Origin of the sequence: Citrobacter sp. Cpo103, assembly GCF_030332605.1 — a bacterium.
GTDB classification, from domain to species: domain Bacteria; phylum Pseudomonadota; class Gammaproteobacteria; order Enterobacterales; family Enterobacteriaceae; genus Citrobacter; species Citrobacter portucalensis.
In genome coordinates this window covers 39,949-57,206 of record NZ_JAOWHO010000017.1, presented here as the reverse complement: position 1 = coordinate 57,206, position 17,258 = coordinate 39,949, and the positions used below count along the sequence as shown (strand labels likewise).

General features: G+C 49.3%; 16 protein-coding genes. 7 read left to right on the top strand and 9 right to left on the bottom strand.

Annotated features, from left to right (window positions below; translation table 11 throughout):
• The first annotated feature begins 21 nt into the window (after window positions 1–21).
• From OGX89_RS00890 to OGX89_RS00875, 4 genes are read left to right on the top strand one after another with little or no spacing between them, the layout of a single operon-like run.
• Window positions 22–381 carry a response regulator gene (locus tag OGX89_RS00890; protein ID WP_003825854.1) on the top strand — a complete coding sequence of 120 codons (360 nt, stop codon included), beginning with the start codon at window positions 22–24 and terminating at the stop codon, window positions 379–381.
• Window positions 382–398: 17 nt separating this feature from the next.
• Complete coding sequence (locus tag OGX89_RS00885) at window positions 399–2,075, top strand: diguanylate cyclase (RefSeq protein ID WP_003825856.1); 1,677 nt, start codon at window positions 399–401, stop codon at window positions 2,073–2,075.
• 11 nt (window positions 2,076–2,086) lie between these two features.
• The gene (locus tag OGX89_RS00880; RefSeq protein ID WP_003825859.1) at window positions 2,087–2,611 is read left to right on the top strand and encodes a chemotaxis protein CheW; all 525 of its coding nucleotides are present in this window, start codon (window positions 2,087–2,089) and stop codon (window positions 2,609–2,611) included.
• Complete coding sequence (locus OGX89_RS00875) at window positions 2,595–2,954, top strand: hypothetical protein (RefSeq protein WP_003825861.1); 360 nt, start codon at window positions 2,595–2,597, stop codon at window positions 2,952–2,954. Before OGX89_RS00880 ends, OGX89_RS00875 begins: the two co-directional genes overlap by 17 nt.
• A 58-nt stretch (window positions 2,955–3,012) precedes the next feature.
• On the opposite strand, the gene OGX89_RS00870 is transcribed toward OGX89_RS00875, so the two are convergent.
• From OGX89_RS00870 to OGX89_RS00835, 8 genes are all read right to left on the bottom strand, one after another.
• Window positions 3,013–4,635 carry a serine hydrolase gene (locus OGX89_RS00870; RefSeq protein ID WP_003825862.1) on the bottom strand — a complete coding sequence of 541 codons (1,623 nt, stop codon included), beginning with the start codon at window positions 4,633–4,635 and terminating at the stop codon, window positions 3,013–3,015.
• A gap of 94 nt (window positions 4,636–4,729) precedes the next feature.
• Window positions 4,730–5,452: a cysteine hydrolase family protein gene (locus OGX89_RS00865; RefSeq protein ID WP_003825864.1), complete on the bottom strand. Its 723-nt coding sequence runs from the start codon at window positions 5,450–5,452 to the stop codon at window positions 4,730–4,732.
• 163 nt (window positions 5,453–5,615) lie between these two features.
• Window positions 5,616–6,467 (bottom strand): iron/manganese ABC transporter permease subunit SitD, encoded by an 852-nt coding sequence (sitD, locus tag OGX89_RS00860; protein ID WP_032944764.1) that lies wholly within the window; start codon window positions 6,465–6,467, stop codon window positions 5,616–5,618.
• Window positions 6,464–7,321, bottom strand: a complete 858-nt coding sequence (sitC, locus tag OGX89_RS00855) for an iron/manganese ABC transporter permease subunit SitC (protein WP_008785642.1) — start codon at window positions 7,319–7,321, stop codon at window positions 6,464–6,466. The genes sitD and sitC overlap by 4 nt, the downstream gene beginning before the upstream one ends.
• Window positions 7,322–7,323: 2 nt before the next feature.
• Entirely contained in the window at window positions 7,324–8,139 is an 816-nt protein-coding gene (sitB, locus tag OGX89_RS00850) for an iron/manganese ABC transporter ATP-binding protein SitB (RefSeq protein ID WP_003825870.1), read from the bottom strand.
• Window positions 8,136–9,053 (bottom strand): metal ABC transporter substrate-binding protein, encoded by a 918-nt coding sequence (locus OGX89_RS00845; protein ID WP_125112827.1) that lies wholly within the window; start codon window positions 9,051–9,053, stop codon window positions 8,136–8,138. Before OGX89_RS00845 ends, sitB begins: the two co-directional genes overlap by 4 nt.
• A 182-nt stretch (window positions 9,054–9,235) precedes the next feature.
• Window positions 9,236–10,009 carry an SGNH/GDSL hydrolase family protein gene (locus OGX89_RS00840; RefSeq protein WP_003825874.1) on the bottom strand — a complete coding sequence of 258 codons (774 nt, stop codon included), beginning with the start codon at window positions 10,007–10,009 and terminating at the stop codon, window positions 9,236–9,238.
• 10 nt (window positions 10,010–10,019) lie between these two features.
• The gene (locus tag OGX89_RS00835; protein WP_125112826.1) at window positions 10,020–11,060 is read right to left on the bottom strand and encodes a porin; all 1,041 of its coding nucleotides are present in this window, start codon (window positions 11,058–11,060) and stop codon (window positions 10,020–10,022) included.
• A gap of 405 nt (window positions 11,061–11,465) precedes the next feature.
• Between OGX89_RS00835 and OGX89_RS00830 the strand changes: the two genes are divergently transcribed.
• Window positions 11,466–12,836 (top strand): class-II fumarase/aspartase family protein, encoded by a 1,371-nt coding sequence (locus OGX89_RS00830; protein WP_125112825.1) that lies wholly within the window; start codon window positions 11,466–11,468, stop codon window positions 12,834–12,836.
• A gap of 46 nt (window positions 12,837–12,882) precedes the next feature.
• On the opposite strand, the gene OGX89_RS00825 is transcribed toward OGX89_RS00830, so the two are convergent.
• On the bottom strand, window positions 12,883–13,776 hold the full coding sequence (locus OGX89_RS00825; RefSeq protein ID WP_003825882.1) for a MurR/RpiR family transcriptional regulator: 894 nt from the start codon (window positions 13,774–13,776) through the stop codon (window positions 12,883–12,885).
• Window positions 13,777–14,130: 354 nt separating this feature from the next.
• Between OGX89_RS00825 and dcuC the strand changes: the two genes are divergently transcribed.
• Both dcuC and OGX89_RS00815 read left to right on the top strand, forming a co-directional pair.
• Window positions 14,131–15,498 carry a C4-dicarboxylate transporter DcuC gene (dcuC, locus tag OGX89_RS00820; RefSeq protein ID WP_003825883.1) on the top strand — a complete coding sequence of 456 codons (1,368 nt, stop codon included), beginning with the start codon at window positions 14,131–14,133 and terminating at the stop codon, window positions 15,496–15,498.
• 51 nt (window positions 15,499–15,549) lie between these two features.
• Window positions 15,550–17,244, top strand: coding sequence for an NAD-dependent malic enzyme (locus tag OGX89_RS00815; protein ID WP_125112824.1), 1,695 nt, complete (start codon window positions 15,550–15,552; stop codon window positions 17,242–17,244).
• Window positions 17,245–17,258 lie beyond the last annotated feature (14 nt).

Genomic DNA, 17,258 nt, shown 5'->3' with positions numbered 1-17,258 from the left:
GGCGCAAAATCGAGAGAGAAAATGCGAATTTTATTAGTTGATGATGATCTTTTTGCGGCTGAACTGGCATCCATATTTTTGCAAATGGACGGCTACGATGTGGTGATTGTGGAAAGCGCGATTTCCGCCCTGGCATGCCTGGACTCGGATAACAGCATCGACCTGGTGATTAGCGATTTGCATATGCCAGAGATCAGTGGGTTGGATTTGCTGGCGCTGTTACGCGCTCAGGATTGGGCTAAGCCTTTTATTTTACTGAGTGCCAATGAAGTAACGGGCAGCGACGCTCTGTACGACCGTTGGGTGAAAAAAGATGAAAACCTCGCGGAAAATCTGGGGGCTGCTGTCAATGCGCTACTGCAACCATCTGCGATTAACTGAATAAGCCTACGTGTCTGATGAAACAAGAAAATAAGCATATAGCGATGGCGGCAGCGCAGGAAAAAATAGCGCGTTTGCGGCAGGGGTTTCTACGCCGAATTCCCGACATGCTGGCACAAGCGGAAAGATTACTCGTTCAACTGGTCGCAGAGCCTAGCGAAGCCTGCCGCAAACAGCTACATATCCTGCTGCACAGTATTCACGGTTCGGCAGGGTCCTTTGGCTTTAGCCCGCTGGCGAATGCCTCAGCAGAAGGTGAGCGTTTACTAACAGAGCCGGAAACAGAGCAAAGCACATTGCATTACGATGAGCTGCGGCGAATCATCAGGTGGTTGTACACCCTGACCCAGGAGCAGCTCAATCTTGAACATCGTATCAGCGATACGGAGTTCACATTACCGATCACCGCGCAGCGCCCGGAAGAGGGATATGTTCGGCGGGCCAATAAGCCTATCTACCTGTGTGATGATGATATTGACCAGGTCGAGCTTCTCGCGACCCAACTGCGCTGTTTTGGTTTTACCTGCCATGTGTTCGCGAACACGCAGGATTTCACTCAGGCCGTATTGTCGCAACCGCCCGCCGTGGTGATTATGGATGTTAGCTTTCCGGACAACGCCTACGGTGGACCGCTGGCGATGTCGGATCTGAAACAAAAAGTGGGCAAACCTTTCCCGGTGCTGTTCCTCTCGTGTCATAGCGATTTCAATGCCCGCGTCAACGCCATCAAATCTGGCTGCGATGGCTACTACGTAAAACCTGCGTCTATCACCGATTTAGTCCAGGAACTTCATCGCCTGACTCAACCGTCGCTGAAAAAGCCTTACCAGGTATTGTTGATCGATGACGAACCGGCGGTGGCGGAATACAACGCGGAGATGCTGCGCTTGGCGGGCATGGAAGTGCATGTGCTGGAAAAACCTCACTATCTACTGCATGTACTGAATGCGCAGCCGATCGATCTGGTGTTGATGGATTACCACATGCCGGAGTTCAGCGGTGAGGAACTGACAAAACTGATTCGCCAAATACCGCAGCATATTGGCCTGCCTATCGCCTATCTCTCCAGTGAGACCAACAAGCATGCGCAGTTGGGAGCAATGAGCATCGGCGCGGAGGATTTTATCCTCAAACAGAGCGACCCTGAGGAGCTGATCCGCGCCGTATCGATTCGCGCGGAAAGAATGCGCGTCCTGCGTGCCCGTATGTCGCAGGACAGTCTGAGCGGGTTATATAACCACTCAACGACCACCCATTTTCTCAAAAGCGCGATTGCCGAGTCGAACTACAGCGGCAACCCGTTTTGTATGGTGATGGTGGACCTGGATCGCTTTAAAAGTATTAACGATACCTACGGCCATGCGGTCGGTGACCAGGTAATTGTCGGTATTTCGCAGTTGTTCTCCCATCGATTACGCAGCACCGATATCGTTGGCCGTTACGGTGGTGAAGAGTTTGTCATCATTATGCCCAACACCAGCAGTGACAAGGCTGCGCGCGTGGTCGAACGATTGCGCAGGGATTACGAGCAGGTCACGTTTTCCGTTAACGACGCCAGTTTTCACAGTACCTTCAGCGCGGGCATTGCCCAGTGGCAGTTTGGCGATCGGATTGAAACGCTGCGCGAGCGTGCCGATCAGGCGCTGTATGCCGCGAAGCAAAATGGCCGTAACACTTTCTGCATTGCCGAGTAAAAGGAGTCAATATGAGCCAACAGCTGGAGCAGATGCTTGCGCTGAACCATGGTGAAAAACCGGAGTGTGAAAACGTTGATGAACCCCAGCGCACGCTGGTGTTATTTCAACTGGCGGGTAAAAATTTTGCCTTCTATGGGGCGCAAATTAAAGAGATCCTTGCTGAGCGCCCGATCTCCTGGGTTCCCTGTTGTGCGCCAATGCTTGAAGGGGTCATCAACTATCGTGGACGGGTGGAATCGGTGATGAGACTGGACAGCCTGATCGATAAACCTACCGTTAATTCGGCAGGTAAGCGCACTATTCTGATTGGATGCGCCGAGAAAATGCAAAGTGGGATCCTGATAGATAAATTGATTGATGTGTTGGAAGTCGCCGAAAGCCAAATTCATTTGCCAGGAGATTCGTTGCCCCCGGCGTTACAAAGCATCGCTGTGGGGGTGGTTAACGTGATGGAAACCTGGTACACGCTGCTCGATCTGAATCTGGTCTTTGAGCGTTATCAGGAGACCAGCGGTTATGACGGCTCCCACTAATTTGGCGGCGGTACGTATTACTTTGGGAGCGCTAACGTTGTATATACCGGCAAACCAGGTTGGTGTGTGCTCGTTAGTGACTCAGGTTGTGCCTGAAATCCCCCGATTTAGCCAGTGGCTGGGGATTGCGGATGAGCCGCAGGAGGGATGGCATTTGCATTTGCGCGTCCCTGACAGTGGCGTTGAAACCGGCTGGTACCTATGGGGACAACTTGAGAATGTGATGCTCTCCGGCGACATTATTTTTGCCGTACCTCCGCTTCTGGCGCGTAACTGTCATCTACCTGCGCTTCGGGCCTTGGTGGGCCGCGAGGCGTTTAGCCCGCTATTAAGCTGGCGCTGACACGCTGCGGGAGCTTTAACGGTCCCGCAGCATGAGAAGGCTGGAGTGCTATATCCCGTTACTGGATATAAGCATCAACAGCCCGACTGACCAGCTTAGTCATAAAGTTGTCAATCTTATCAATGGTCTGCTTGTCCTGAAGATCGTAGGTTTTTGCTACGTCATCCAGGTTTTCATAACCGACCCAAACTCGCCCGATCTTATCCTGCCATACGGAGACACGTAACGGCAGATCCAGCGCGACACCCTGTTTATCCTGCATCAGTTTTGTGCCGACTTTAGGGTTACCAAATACCAGGACTTTCGTTGGCCTCAGGTTCATTCCCGCGCCCTCGGCATTTTTCTCGTGATCAATTTCAGTGAATACCGGAACGCCTTCGCTTTTCAGAATGGCTTTCAGTCGGGAGACCGTTTCATCGACAGAGAATTTACTTTCCTGGTTTTTGATCTTCTCTGAATTTAACCCAGAACCCAGCCCGATTTTATAGGCTTCAGCGATATCACGAGCCACCTGAGTCATGTCTACGCCTTCTTTGTTGGTCAGCATTGTCACGCAAACCAGTTCATCACCGGCGGTAAAACGACTCAGATAGGCACTAAATCCACCTGTGGTTCCTTTGATTTCCAGAAAACCAGGATGGCGGGTAAATTCCCAGCCTGCCATGGCAGGCACGACTTTGCCATTTTTCAGTTTTGCCGGGCTATAGATAATGTCGCGCAGCTTTTTGTCTTTAACCAGCGTGCTGCCGGCAAGACCGATATCCCACTTACTGATGTCTTCCGCTGACGACCACAGACCACCATAGGCGTACAGATTATCAGTGGCGATCGCGCTGACAGGCGCCAGTTTGTCACCCGCTGCGACGTAACCTGTTGCAGGCTCAACAGGGTTGATCCAGTCAATTTCTGACTTAAATTTCGAATGCTGATTATGTTGCTTATCAGGCGTCGGGCGATCAAGGAATGCTTTCGTTGGCATGTCTTTTGCGAACATGGTGCTTTGCAGACCTAACGGCGCAATTTGGTATTTGTTGACGAAGTCCACGTAACTCATTCCGCTGACTTTCTCGATAGCCATACCTAGCAGGATAAAGTCAGTTGCGCTGGAGTTGATATCCGTGCCGTTTTTAAATTCGAGCGGTTTATCTTTAACAAGATCAACCAGCTGCGCAGGTGTATATTTTTGCTCTTGTTTATAGCCGAAAGATCTGAAATCAGGGATCCCGGATGAGTGCTGCATTAATTCCAGAATCGTAATGTTATGCCAGCTTTCCGGTAGGCCAGGCAAATAAACACTCACAGGAGTATTCAGATCCAATTTGCCTTGCTCTACAAGTTGCATTACTGCGACTGCAGTAAAAGCTTGCGTGATAGGGCCAATTCCCCACATGGTTTTGGTGGAAGCAAGCTCATCATTGGCTGCTGTTGCCAGACCGTATCCCGCTGAGCGCGGAATATAAGGCGCCTGAACAATCGCCATGGATAAACCCGGCAGATTATTTTTCGCCATTACCTCAGCAATGATCTGATCGATATATTTGCCGTTGACCTTTAATTGTGGATCACCACGGTTAACTAAGTAAGTTGTCTCATTTGTATTGGCAGCGGCCAATACCTGAGTAGCTGAAACTGACATGGAAAGTAAAATACATGCCGAAATAACCTTTAACTTAAGATTCATGGAAAAGCTCCGCGCTTAATGAAATTTATTTTGATGGCTAATGGATAAGCGATGTTGTACATACAATTACCCTCGGTAACCGTACTCATAGCTATTACTTAGCTGCTGCCTTTACCTTTTCAACCGTGGTGTCGGTGTCCCATAAATCATTGGCAATGATGCGGTAGTTGGTTAGAGCGGCGAGATAACCGTCACCTTCCGGAATGCGCGGACCCGCTGTCGCATCTTTAACGACGACAACTTCAAAACCTTGCTCAATCAATTCACGCATATGGGATTCAATACACAGATTGGCAGCCATACCGGCGAGAATGACCTGTGAGACACCGCGTTTTCTTAATTGCAGTACCAGGTCGTTGGTCTCTGGTCCGAAAATCTTATGCGGTGAGGCAATGACCGTTTCGCCATCATAAATATATGGCTTAAACTGCGGTAAAAAGTCTGCGCCGGAATTTTCAAAATTTTCCATTGTCAGTGGACCTTTACGATTGAACATTCCAGTGCCGTGCATAAATGTTTCTCCCGGTGCGGTAGATTGCCATTTATGGTCGTGCGGAAAGTAATAATGCGGAGAGACAAAAACAGGCATTTGTGCTTCTTTTGCCATTTTGAATAACGTCTCGAGATTTTCTACGGTATTATTTTCAATAATGCTGTCTTTGAAAACCTCCCAGCCAATACCCTGAGGGCTTAAAAAATCGATCTGTGGATCGACTACCACCAACGCAGCTTCCTTATTATTAAGTGTTATACCTTTGCGTGGTAAGCCATAGGCCTCTGGTTCAGAATAGATTTCTGACATGCTCATCTTGCTCATAAAATTTACCTGTATTTTTATCTAATGTGATAGTGACTATCTGATTATTAAATAGCGCTGGTAAATATGGCATGGTTTCAGAACGGGGCATTTGTTCAGGACGCTGGGAATATTGTCATTACGTATTCTAAAAACGATAGCGGGCATATCACTGCCCACTCCATCAGAGGTCGTATTGCTGGCGTCGCCGTTCTAAACGACGATCGCGCAGGGTGGAATAAATAAAGGTCATCACAAACAGTAGCGAAAATAGTACGACGATGGTGGGGGCCGGTGCACTGTCGATGAAAAAAGACAGGTACACGCCCATAAACGAGGTAACGACCGACATAATCACCGCCAGCCACAAGGCGTGGGAAAATTTCCGCGTCATTAAAATCGCAATGGCGCCAGGCGCAATCAGTAAGGAGATCGACAAAATAATCCCTACTGATTTTAGCGTGGCGACAATCGTCAGGGCGATCATGCACAGCAGGCCGTAATGTAGCAGCGCAGTATTAAGCCCACTGGCCTTTGCCTGATGCGGGTCGAACGCATGCAGCAGCAGATCTTTCCACTTAAGCCCAATAATAAGCGCTATCCCAAGCGTAATAACCGCGGTTTGTATGATGTCGCTGAACGATACGCCCAGCATGTCGCCGAACAGAATATGATCGAGATGGACCTCTGACTGGATAGAGACGTACAGCACCAGTCCTGCACCAAACATGCCGGAAAAGACGATTCCCATCAGGGTATCGCGTTTGATGCGGCTGTTATCGTCGAGATAACCCGTCGCCACCGCACAGAACAGCCCGGCGATAAATGCGCCAATTGCCAGTGGGATGCCCGCAATCCACGCCAGTACAATTCCCGGGAAAACCGCGTGGCTCATTGCATCGCCCATCAGAGCCCAGCCTTTGAGTACTAAAAATACAGACAGCAGCGCGCAGGGCACGGCGACAATGGTGGAGATGACCAGCGCATTGACCATAAAACCAAACTGAAAGGGTTCCAGCAGCGTTGTTAAGATCATACTGACTCCTTGTTCACCAGACGGGCGCGGCGGCGATTCGCCAGCAGACCGTGTTTTGGCGCGAAGACAAATGCCAGCAGGAACAGCAGCGTTTGCAGAACGACAATAATTCCGCCGGTTGCACCGTCCAGCCAGTAGCTCAGCCAGGCGCCGAAAAAGCTGGTCAGGCTGCCAATAGCTACGGCGATAGTGAGCAGGCGTGGAAAACGATCGGTCAGCAGCCAGGCCGTTGCACCTGGCGTAACCACCAGGCAAATCACCAGAAATGCGCCGACGGTTTGCAGCGCGGCGACTGTGGAAACGGAGAGCAGCGTAAAAAATAACAGCTTCAACCGGCCCGGATTCAGACCGATAGAGCGCGCGTGGTTTTCATCAAAAAAAACCACCATCAGATCTTTCCACTTCAAAAACAGGATGGTTAGCGAAATAACCCCGATGATGGCCAGTTGTAGAATATCTTCTGGCGCAATCGCCAGCACGTTGCCGAGAATAATGGTCTGAATGTTCACCGACATCGGATTGAGCGACACCATAAACAGCCCGATACCGAAAAAAGACGAAAAAATCAGTCCGATAATCGCATCTTCCTTCAGGCGCGAACGTTGATTAAGAAACAGCATACTGCCCGCCGCCAGTCCGCCGGAAAGGAATGCGCCAAGCGCGAAGGGAAGCCCTAACATATAAGCGCCTGCCACGCCCGGAACGATAGAATGCGACAGCGCATCGCCAATCAGCGACCAGCCTTTGAGCATCAGATAGCAGGAGAGAAACGCACACAGGCCGCCGACCATCGCCGAGACCCACATGGCGTTGAGCATGTACTGGTAGCCAAACGGCTCCGTTAGCCAGTTCATGGTTATTCCCCCTCGTTTGCCGTGCGTCGCGAAATAAACGGGCGTTCATCATCGGTAATCACGTGCTGTTCACCGCCGCTCAGCGCAACGTGACGCAGTACGCCGCTGAATGCCAGTTCAAGATTCTCGGGGGTAAAGGTGGTTTCGGTGGGGCCACTTGCCAGCACCGTGCCCTTAATCATCACCGTGTAATCACAAAACTCAGTGACGGATCCCAAATTATGGGTAGAGACCAGCATGGTTCGACCCTCATCACGCAGTTCACGCAGCAGGTCGATGATCCGGGCCTCGGTTTTTACATCCACACCGGTAAAGGGTTCATCCAGTAAAATAACCTGTCCGTCCTGTGCGATGGCCCTTGCCAGAAAAACACGCTTTTTCTGCCCACCGGACAGTTCACCTATCTGACGATGGCGATAATCCAGCATATCAACCCGCGCCAGCGCCGCATCTACGCAGGCGTGGTCAATTTGTTTTGGTCGACGCAGCCAGCCCATATGGCCAAAGCGTCCCATCATCACCACATCTTCCACCAGTACCGGAAACGACCAGTCCACCTCTTCTGACTGGGGGACATAGGCGATCAGATTCTGTTTGAGCGCCTTATTTACCGGCTGTTGCAGAATTGAGATTTCCCCCTGCGCCAGGCGGACAAAACCCATCAGCGCTTTAAAAAGCGTTGATTTTCCTGAACCGTTTACGCCGACCAGAGCGGCAATTGAGCCGCCCGGAACCTGAAAAGTGGCGTCCCGCAATGCGGTATGACCGTTGCGATACGTCACCGTAACCTGATTTACGGTAATCGCAGAGTGACTCATGGTTGGCTCTCCAGACCCTTGTTGATGCCGTTAACAATGGTTTGCGTGGTGACGCGCAGTAAATCCAGATAGGTCGGTACCGGACCGTCGGCTGCACTGAGCGAATCGACATACAGCACGCCGCCGTAATGTGCGCCAGACTCACGGGCAACCTGACGCGCAGGTTTGTCGGACACGGTGCTTTCGCTAAATACCGTTGGAATATGATGCGCTCTGATGGCATCGATAACCTTGCGTACCTGCTTGGGCGTACCTTGCTGATCGGCATTGATCGGCCACAGATACAGCTCCTTGAGATTGTTATCACGAGCTAAATAAGAGAATGCGCCTTCGCTGGTGACCAGCCAGCGTTTATCAGCAGGGAGCTTTGCCAGCTCTGTATGCAGTGGCGCCAGAGTCTGCTGGATTTTCGCTTTATAATTCTGCGCATTATTCTGGTAGGTTGCGGCATTGTCCGGATCGTATTTGATCAGCGCATCACGAATGTTATCCACGTAGATAAGCGCGTTCTCCGCTGACATCCAGGCGTGCGGGTTTGGTTTACCGTTGTACGGCCCTTCGCTGATGCCCATTGGTTGCACGCCGTTTGAGACCATCACTTCCGGTACGCCGGACAAATTTTGGTAGAAGCGGGCAAACCATAGTTCGAGGTTAAGGCCGTTGGAGAGAATAAGCTGTGCGCCTTGCGCCCGTTTAATATCGCCTGGGGTTGGTTGATATTCGTGAATTTCAGCACCCGGTTTGGTGATAGAACTAACGTCCGCCGCGTCGCCTGCCACATTGCTTGCCATATCGGCAATCACCGTAAAGGTGGTTACCACTTTGAATTTTTCTTTCGCCCAGGCGGGTGACAGCGTCAGCGCTGTTAACACGCTGGCAAGGAGAAATGACTTCAGATGGGGCAGATGCGGCATAGTATCCCTCGCAACAAAATGGTTAATTTATCATCGAATATAGCCTTTGCTATGTTATATAGCACATGGCATAAATAAATGAAAATAATTCTTATTTGCGTAGGTTGCTAAGGAATAGACGGGGGATAATGTATTTTACGCCGGCACGATTGCCGGCGTGTTGGGGATGAATAACCCGGTGATTATGACTTTTGGAACTCAGTAACGGTTTCCCATGCTACCTGTTGTAACGCTTTGGCGGTGGCAGGGGTCATGTCCGTATCAACAGGAAGCGCGCCGCCGACCGGAGACTGGTTATACAGGGTGGCGAAGAATACGCAAGCGGCGAGATACGTTCCAGAAATAGAAGGGTGGACACCATCATGATAATACAGGTTGATTTCCGGATGGGTCTTGCGCGCTTTCTCGAAAGCAAGACCTACCGGAGCCACATATCCCCCCGTTTTCTGCGCAATCGAGATATAAGCATCCGCCAGCTTTTGGCTATCTTCGGGTTTAGCTTTCTTCGGCCAGGTCATGAAATAGACAACTTTTGCACCTGCTTTATGCGCCATCTCAGCCATTTGGGTTGCAGAGTCAACGAAATTTTGCCGGGTACTTTCTTTCTTTGAAATTGTTTCTGTGGAGTTCCCCTGTAATACCACTACATCCCATTTCTGTAACGTGTTCTGGTAGCGCATATTCTCAATTTGCCAGCCTAAATGACCGCTGGAAATCGTGATCCCCCGATATTTATAGCCTTTGGCATGGTCAGGCAATAAAGACTGCGTCAAATCCCGTAATCGGGTATTGATATTATTATTATAGAACGTGAACGAGTTTCCATAAAGCGCGACGATTTTATTCTCGCCATCCATTTTAGCATGTGCGGAAGGCGCTAATAACGTATCCGCGTGAGCGCAGATACTGCTCAGTGCCAGGGCCGTTGCTGCAGCAAGTAAAGTTATCTTTTTCATCGGTTATCTCTTAGAAGTCGTAACGGAGTCCAACGATGAGCGCATCATCATTGGTTTTTTTGTTCTTACTGGCGAATTCTTTATCGTAAGTAAATGATAACCACGTATCCTCAGCTAATGTTAATTGCGCTTCAGCACGCCAGTCTTCTTTTTCAGCGATATCTTTACCATCTTCATTTAGAAAACTATATCCGGTGAGAACCTTGACGGTGCCAAATTTGTAGGAAATAAGTGAATCCATCCCTTTATAATTATTATCACTTTTGTTATCGCGAGAAATAGAAGTACGCAATGCGGTTACCGCGACTTCATAGGCTTTATAGCTGAGTTGTAATCCTCCCATAATTTGATCGTTTTGATTACGCCCATCGGTGGTCACTACGCCATCCTGTCGTTTGTAACGACTGGCCGCGAGTGCTGGTGTAATTCTAAAATCACCAAATTTGAAAGACTTACGATAGCTGGCCATCGCGCCGTAATCCAGGGCTTCGTTATCGCTGTTGCCATTACCGGAAACCCATGCCAGCTGAATTTCATTTCCGGCAAATTTGGCGTTCCACTGAACGGTGCCATCCTGTCGGTTGAACTGGTATGAATCATCAATGGTTGTAATGCCATAGCTGTAGATATTGGGAGTGAAGTTTTTGTACTTATCGGTCATTTTCATTACCTGATATAACGGGTTTTTGGTTCTCCCGGTGATCAGTTCACCCCATGTTTTATTTGACAGACCGACATAGGAATAACGGGCCTCCATATCGCTTTCACCGGTATTGTTATCATTTTTTTCGGTACGTACCTGCCATTCCAGGCGACCCACGATTTTGGTATCTGGCAGAATATCCAGATCTCGGGTGAGGTAAATACCTACACGGCCACCCAGATCGCTTCGGCTTTCACTGCCAGCAAATGAATTCTGGCCACTTGCTATTTTTCCCTCAACGCGGCCATAGATATCCAGCGTATTTCCATCCTTATTATAGACATTTAAGGCGAACGCCGAGGAACTCATACCCATTAGTAATATTAGTGAATAGTTTTTTAGCTTCATGTCATCCCTCAAACCAGCATTAGTTTCCTGACCATAAAATAAAGTGCACAGCGGGATAATTGTTTGTGGAAAATGAATATCAGCGGTATGGGAATTATTTTTTCTCGTAATGAAATGTGATTATTCACGCATAAATATCACTAATTTCACTATTGTATTAATGGTTCTTATATTTAATGTGCATTTTTGTTGAAATATTACGCCTGTTTGGAATGTAATTCGCAAATTACTGTGAAATACATCGCATTTCTACTTGATGGAAAAAATGAAAATGGGAATATTGTATTCTCATAGCCATTTTTGGGGCGGGAATACTATTTTCCCCTATAATCTGGAAAACAGATCCTGCAAAATTGATTAATCACATTTCGATTATGACGCATTCATTGGCCGGAGAGGCGCTGTATGTTCGGTAAGCAAACAACGGTATTTGATTCTGATCTTTATTCTTCATTGTTCACCCAGGGGCGGATGCGGGAAATATGGTCTGACGACAATCTGCTGCGGTGTTGGTTGCGGTTTGAGGCAACAGTCGCTCGCGTGCAAGGCGAGCTGGGCATTATCCCTGAGCAAGCCGCCGTCGAAATTGAAAAAACGTGCAGGGAAATACAGATAGATTGGCCAGCCCTGGCACAGGAAACACAGACGGTTGGTATGGCGATAAAACCGCTGATCGATCAGATCTCTGCTTGCGGCACACCGTTAGTAAGTCAGTATCTGCACTGGGGATGCACTACCCAGGACCTGCTGGACTCTGGCATGGCGATGAGACTGCAACAAACGTTGCAGCTGCTGCGCGAGCAATTGCTCGATGTTGGCGAAGCGATGAAAGCGATGGCAATACGTCATACCCGAACGGTGATGGTTGCGCGCACCAATTCAGTGGATGCTTCTGCGACAACGTGGGGGCTGCATGTTTGCAGTTATCTGGCAGAGATTAACCGCCATCTGATAAGACTTCAGCAGCTGTACCCGCGAGCTGTAACCGGGCTCTTTGGCGGCGCGGTAGGTAATTTGGCCTCCGTAGGCGAGCAGGGAATGGAAACACGTGAACGACTGATGTTGGCACTGGGTCTGAACGTACCCTGCGGCATTAATAATGCCAGCCAGGATGCGGTTGTTGAAGTTGTGCAGTTTTTTGCCCTTGTTCACGGCACGCTATGTCGTCTGGCCAACGATGTCGAAACAATGGGACGCACGCCGATTGCTGAAGTGCTTGAGGGAGAAGGTGGCGGAGGGTCGAGCACGATGCCGCACAAGGTTAATCCGCGCGCCAGTAACATGATGCAAACGCTGGCAAGGATGGGATGGATGTATGCGTCTGGCGCTCCGGCCATGCTGGATCAACAGGATGTGCGAGCCGCCTCAATGAGGGTATTAAACTGGACAATCCTCCCGGAGGCCTCAAATGCTTTATCGACCAGCCTGACACGCGCAAAGAATCTGCTTTCGCATCTCATCATTAATGAAGAGAAGATGCGTGCTAATTTCGATTGCTCAAAGCACTTTATTATGTCGGAATCACTGACGATGAAACTTGCCGCCAAAATTGGCAGAGAGTCCGCCTATAACTTAGTGAAAAACCTGCTAAAGCATGCAACTGGAGAGCACAGCTTCATGGAGATCGTGCAGGCTAGCCCGGAAATCCGCGCATCATTGTCTGTAGAGGAAATTACCGCTGCCTGCGAGCCGCTGTCATATATCGGGGCTAACGACGCGCTAATCGCTGAAACTATAGCTGAGTTCGATCGCGTGAAAACCGCAGAGATAGCTTGATTCGTCATGTTGCCAGGAGCCAGAATACTTCTGGCGGCTGGCGGAGCTAAGTGTTGTGTGCTGATGCAGAAAACGTTTCGAAAAAGACAAATAATTCCTCCAGTTGGGCAAAATTCCCCTCGTTATCTCCTTTCTCGTAAGCCAAATGCAATATGAGTTCGATAAAAAAGAAGCCGAGTATACGGCTTTGAAAAATGGACTGTACGTCGCTGGGAAGAACAAACTGCAGATCGCAGAACTTGCCGTAAGGGTTCGCTTCTGAATTGGTAACCAGTACCACGACGGCATTCTTTTTTCTGAACCACTTTGCAATATTGAGGGCAACCCGATTAAATCGATAGTAGGAGAACACAATCAGGACATCCTCTTCCTCAATATTGATGAGACATTTGGGGAGTTCGCTGATGTCCGTCGGTAACAGGGTGATGTCACTGCGAAAGTACTTTAGCAGTGTACAAAAATGCGTTGCCATTGCATGAGATGATGACGGGCCGACGACATAAATATGACGTTGATTGTTCAGTACCAGATCGATAAACGCATTAAGGCTTTCAATATCGATATTATTTTTAAATTGATTAAATAATTCTGATACTTTATGGGTGAAATCAGTAACGATACTTTCAGTGGTAATGCTGGGATTGTTACGTAGTTTGATGTTTTTCTCAAAAGGTGCGGATATTTTATTTTTTGACAGAGTAATGTCTAATGCTTTGCGAAAAGCGGCGTAACCCGTAAACCCAATCTTATTTAAAAATCGGCCAATGGTTGCTTTGCTTACCATCGCATTTTGCGAGAGGTCAACAATGCCATGATAGGGAAGTTCATTGAAGTGTTTATTAATGTACTCATTGAGTCGGCACTCAGATTCAGTTAGATCACCCATATTAAGAGTAAGTAAGTTATACTCATCCAGACTTAACGTGTTTTTTTTGTACATGGATAACACCCGATGACTATTGTATATCAACGTTGTTATAGGGTAATACACTTTCGACGTCAATCATAGAATGAATATGTTGGAAACCCGCACCCAGCCTTTTCTGAGGTCTGCGACTACATTCAGATGTAGTTGCGATCTTACTCACAAAAAGAGGTGGGAAAACACCTTTCCCGTATTTTACAACCACACAACCCATTACAATTAAATCTCAATATTTGAGTATGTAATACGATAAATTTACGTACATATTATAGCTGCTTATATATGGGGGTGATTTTTTATTATCCTATATAAGCTATGATGATATGACAGGTAACCCTACCCGATTTGTATGGCATAGGAATTGTTATTATGACGGCGTTTATTATAGCAATAGTGATAACAGTTATTGCTGCATGGTTAATTGTGAAAAATTATCAGCCGCAAACTGTTTTATTACTCGCTGGACTGGCATTATTGACCATTACCGTACTGTTTTATCCTGAAAACAGCATTCTCTACGATAAAGCAAAATCCACGGGGTCAACCTGGTTGGATATCTTTAGCTTTGCAAAAGAATCGCTCACCACACAAATTGCAGGTATTGGTCTTATCATCATGGCTGCGGGTGGATTTGCCAGCTATATGGATCACATTAAAGCGTCGAATGCGATGGTCAATATGTGCATTCGACCGCTGCAGGTGATTAAAGCGCCTTACCTGATCCTTGCGCTGGGGTATATCTGCGCACAGCTTCTGCATGTGGCAATTTCAAGTGCGGCGGGGCTGGCGATGTTGCTGTTGGTGACATTCTTCCCGGTTCTGGTTCGTCTGGGGGTCAGTAAAGCCTCTGCGGCCGCGATGATTGGTCTGTGCGCGTTTATGGATCTAGGGCCCGCGGTAGGTACTGCGAATCTGGCGGCTAAACATGCTGGCATGGAAAGCGCGATCTACTTTGCGCATTACCAGATGCCGGTGGCGGTGGTGGTGATGCTGGCCGTTGCGGTGGTGATTTACTTTACCGCGAAGTATTTCGACAAAAAAGATGGCTTCGTACCGGGAGCGCAAAGCGTGGCGCAAGCGGAAGAAGAAGGCCGAAAGGTACCCGCTATTTACGCGCTGTTACCCGTCCTGCCTGTCGTACTGGTGCTGGTCTTTAGCCCTTTGGTTATCAAGTCCATCAAAATAGACGTGGTCACGGCGATGATCCTTGGCGCTGTCGTCGCATTTTTCTTTGAACTGGTGGCTACTCGGGATTTCAAAAGCTGTTGCAAAGGAATTCAGGTCTTTTTCAAAGGGATGGGCAGCATGTTTACCAGCATCGTTTCCTTGCTGGTGTGTGCGGATATCTATGCCCAGGGGCTGCAGAAAATTGGCGCGGTGGACTACCTGTTACAGTCAGTGCAAAACGCAGGACTGGGCTTTACCAGTATGACGCTGGTGATGACCGCGCTGGTGGGCGTCACCGCCGTCCTGACAGGCTCTGGTGTTGCCGCCTTTTTCTCCTTCTCCGGCCTGGCCCCCTCCATTGCGGCAAAATTTGGTGAGAGCGCCGTTAATATGATCCTGCCTATGCAGTTAATGGCGGGAATGGGGCGCTCAATGTCTCCGGTGGCTGGAATCATTATTGCGGTGAGTAAAGCAGGAGAATGTTCGCCGTTTATGATCGTCAGAAGAACGCTGCTTCCAGCGCTGGCCGGTATCGCGGCGATGCTGGTTGCCAACTATGTCCTGATTTGAATCCCGGGAGCCTGCTAATGCAGGCTCTTATTTTTTATCTGGTTGTAATTTATGGATGGCAACGTGACAAACGATGTTTTATACGTCCCGTTTACGGGGAAGTTACTGCTTGAATCTCCGTTATTAAACAAGGGAAGCAGCTTCACGCAGCAAGAAAGGCATGACTTTAACCTGAGTGGGCTACTGCCTTGTGCCATTGAGAATATTGATGAACAAGCCGAACGGGCGTATCAACAATATCTTGAGGCTGAATCCCACAACGCTCGACATATTTACCTGCGTAATATCCAGGATACTAACGAAACGTTATTTTATTACCTGTTGAAAAAGCATCTTCCAGAGATGCTGCCCATCGTTTATACCCCGGTAGTCGGGGCCGCCTGTGAAAAATTCTCGTGGATATATCGTCGTGCACGCGGTGTCTTTATCTCCTGGCCCGATCGTGATCGTATTGACGATATTTTGCATGATATTCCACGGCACGATATCAAGGTCATCGTCGTCACCGATGGTGAGCGCATTCTGGGGCTAGGTGACCAGGGCGTTGGCGGTATGGGGATTCCTATCGGGAAACTGTCGCTCTATACCGTCTGTGGCGGGGTAAATCCGGCGAATACGCTACCTATTCTACTGGATGTCGGTACGAACAATACGCGACTGCTTGACGATCCGCGCTATATCGGCTGGCGACATCCGCGCATAACTGGTGAAGACTACTTCGCATTTATTGGAATGTTTATTGCTGCCGTAAAACGGCGCTGGCCTAACGTTCTGCTGCAGTTTGAAGATTTTGCCCAGCATACTGCGGTGCCGCTGCTGGACCGTTATCGCGATGAGATGTGCTGTTTTAACGATGACATTCAGGGCACGGCGTCGGTGGCTCTGGCGACTCTGGTTGCGGCCTGCCGAGGCAGCGGTCGTGACTTCCGTCAGCAATCAATCGTAATTGTGGGGGCGGGTGCTGCAGGATGTGGGATCGCCCGGCATATTATTGCCTGCCGCATCAGTGAAGGAATGAGCGAGGCCGAAGCCAGACGGACCATTTTTATGGTGGATCGCGACGGTCTGGTGATGACCACCAATAATGCCTTAGCTGATTTCCAGCAACCGCTGGCGCAGTCTCCCGAGGCTGTATCTGACTGGCAGTATGAGGGGCTGGCACCGTCGCTACTGGAGGTTATCCACAATGCCAAACCCACGGTGATGCTGGGTGTGTCGGGTCAGGCTGGATTGTTCTCGCAGGAAGTCATTAGCACGATGTACCAATACTGCGGCCGCCCGATCGTTATGCCGTTGTCGAATCCCACTTCGAGAATGGAAGCGCGACCAGAAGATATCATTCGCTGGACCGAAGGGCAGGCCATCATCGCGACCGGCAGTCCCTGCGATGCGGTTGAATTTAATGGACGCTCCATTCCGGTGGCGCAGTGCAATAACGTGTATGTTTTCCCGGCCATCGGTCTGGGGGCCATCGCCAGTGGCGCGACACGCGTAACAGAAGCTATGCTGATGGCGGCAAGCCGTGCGCTGGCCGATGCTTCCCCGTTAGTGCGTATCGGGGAAGGCGCTCTGTTGCCGGAGATTGGGACAATCGGTGAGGTGACCCGCAGCATTGCCTTTGAGGTCGGTAAGGCAGCGCAGCTGTCGGGCGTGGCAGAGAAGATGAGCGACGACGCGCTGTTGCAAAGCATAAAAGATAACTTTTGGTTACCACACTACCGTCCTTATAAACGCAGGGCAATTTAGCCGTTGTGACGAGT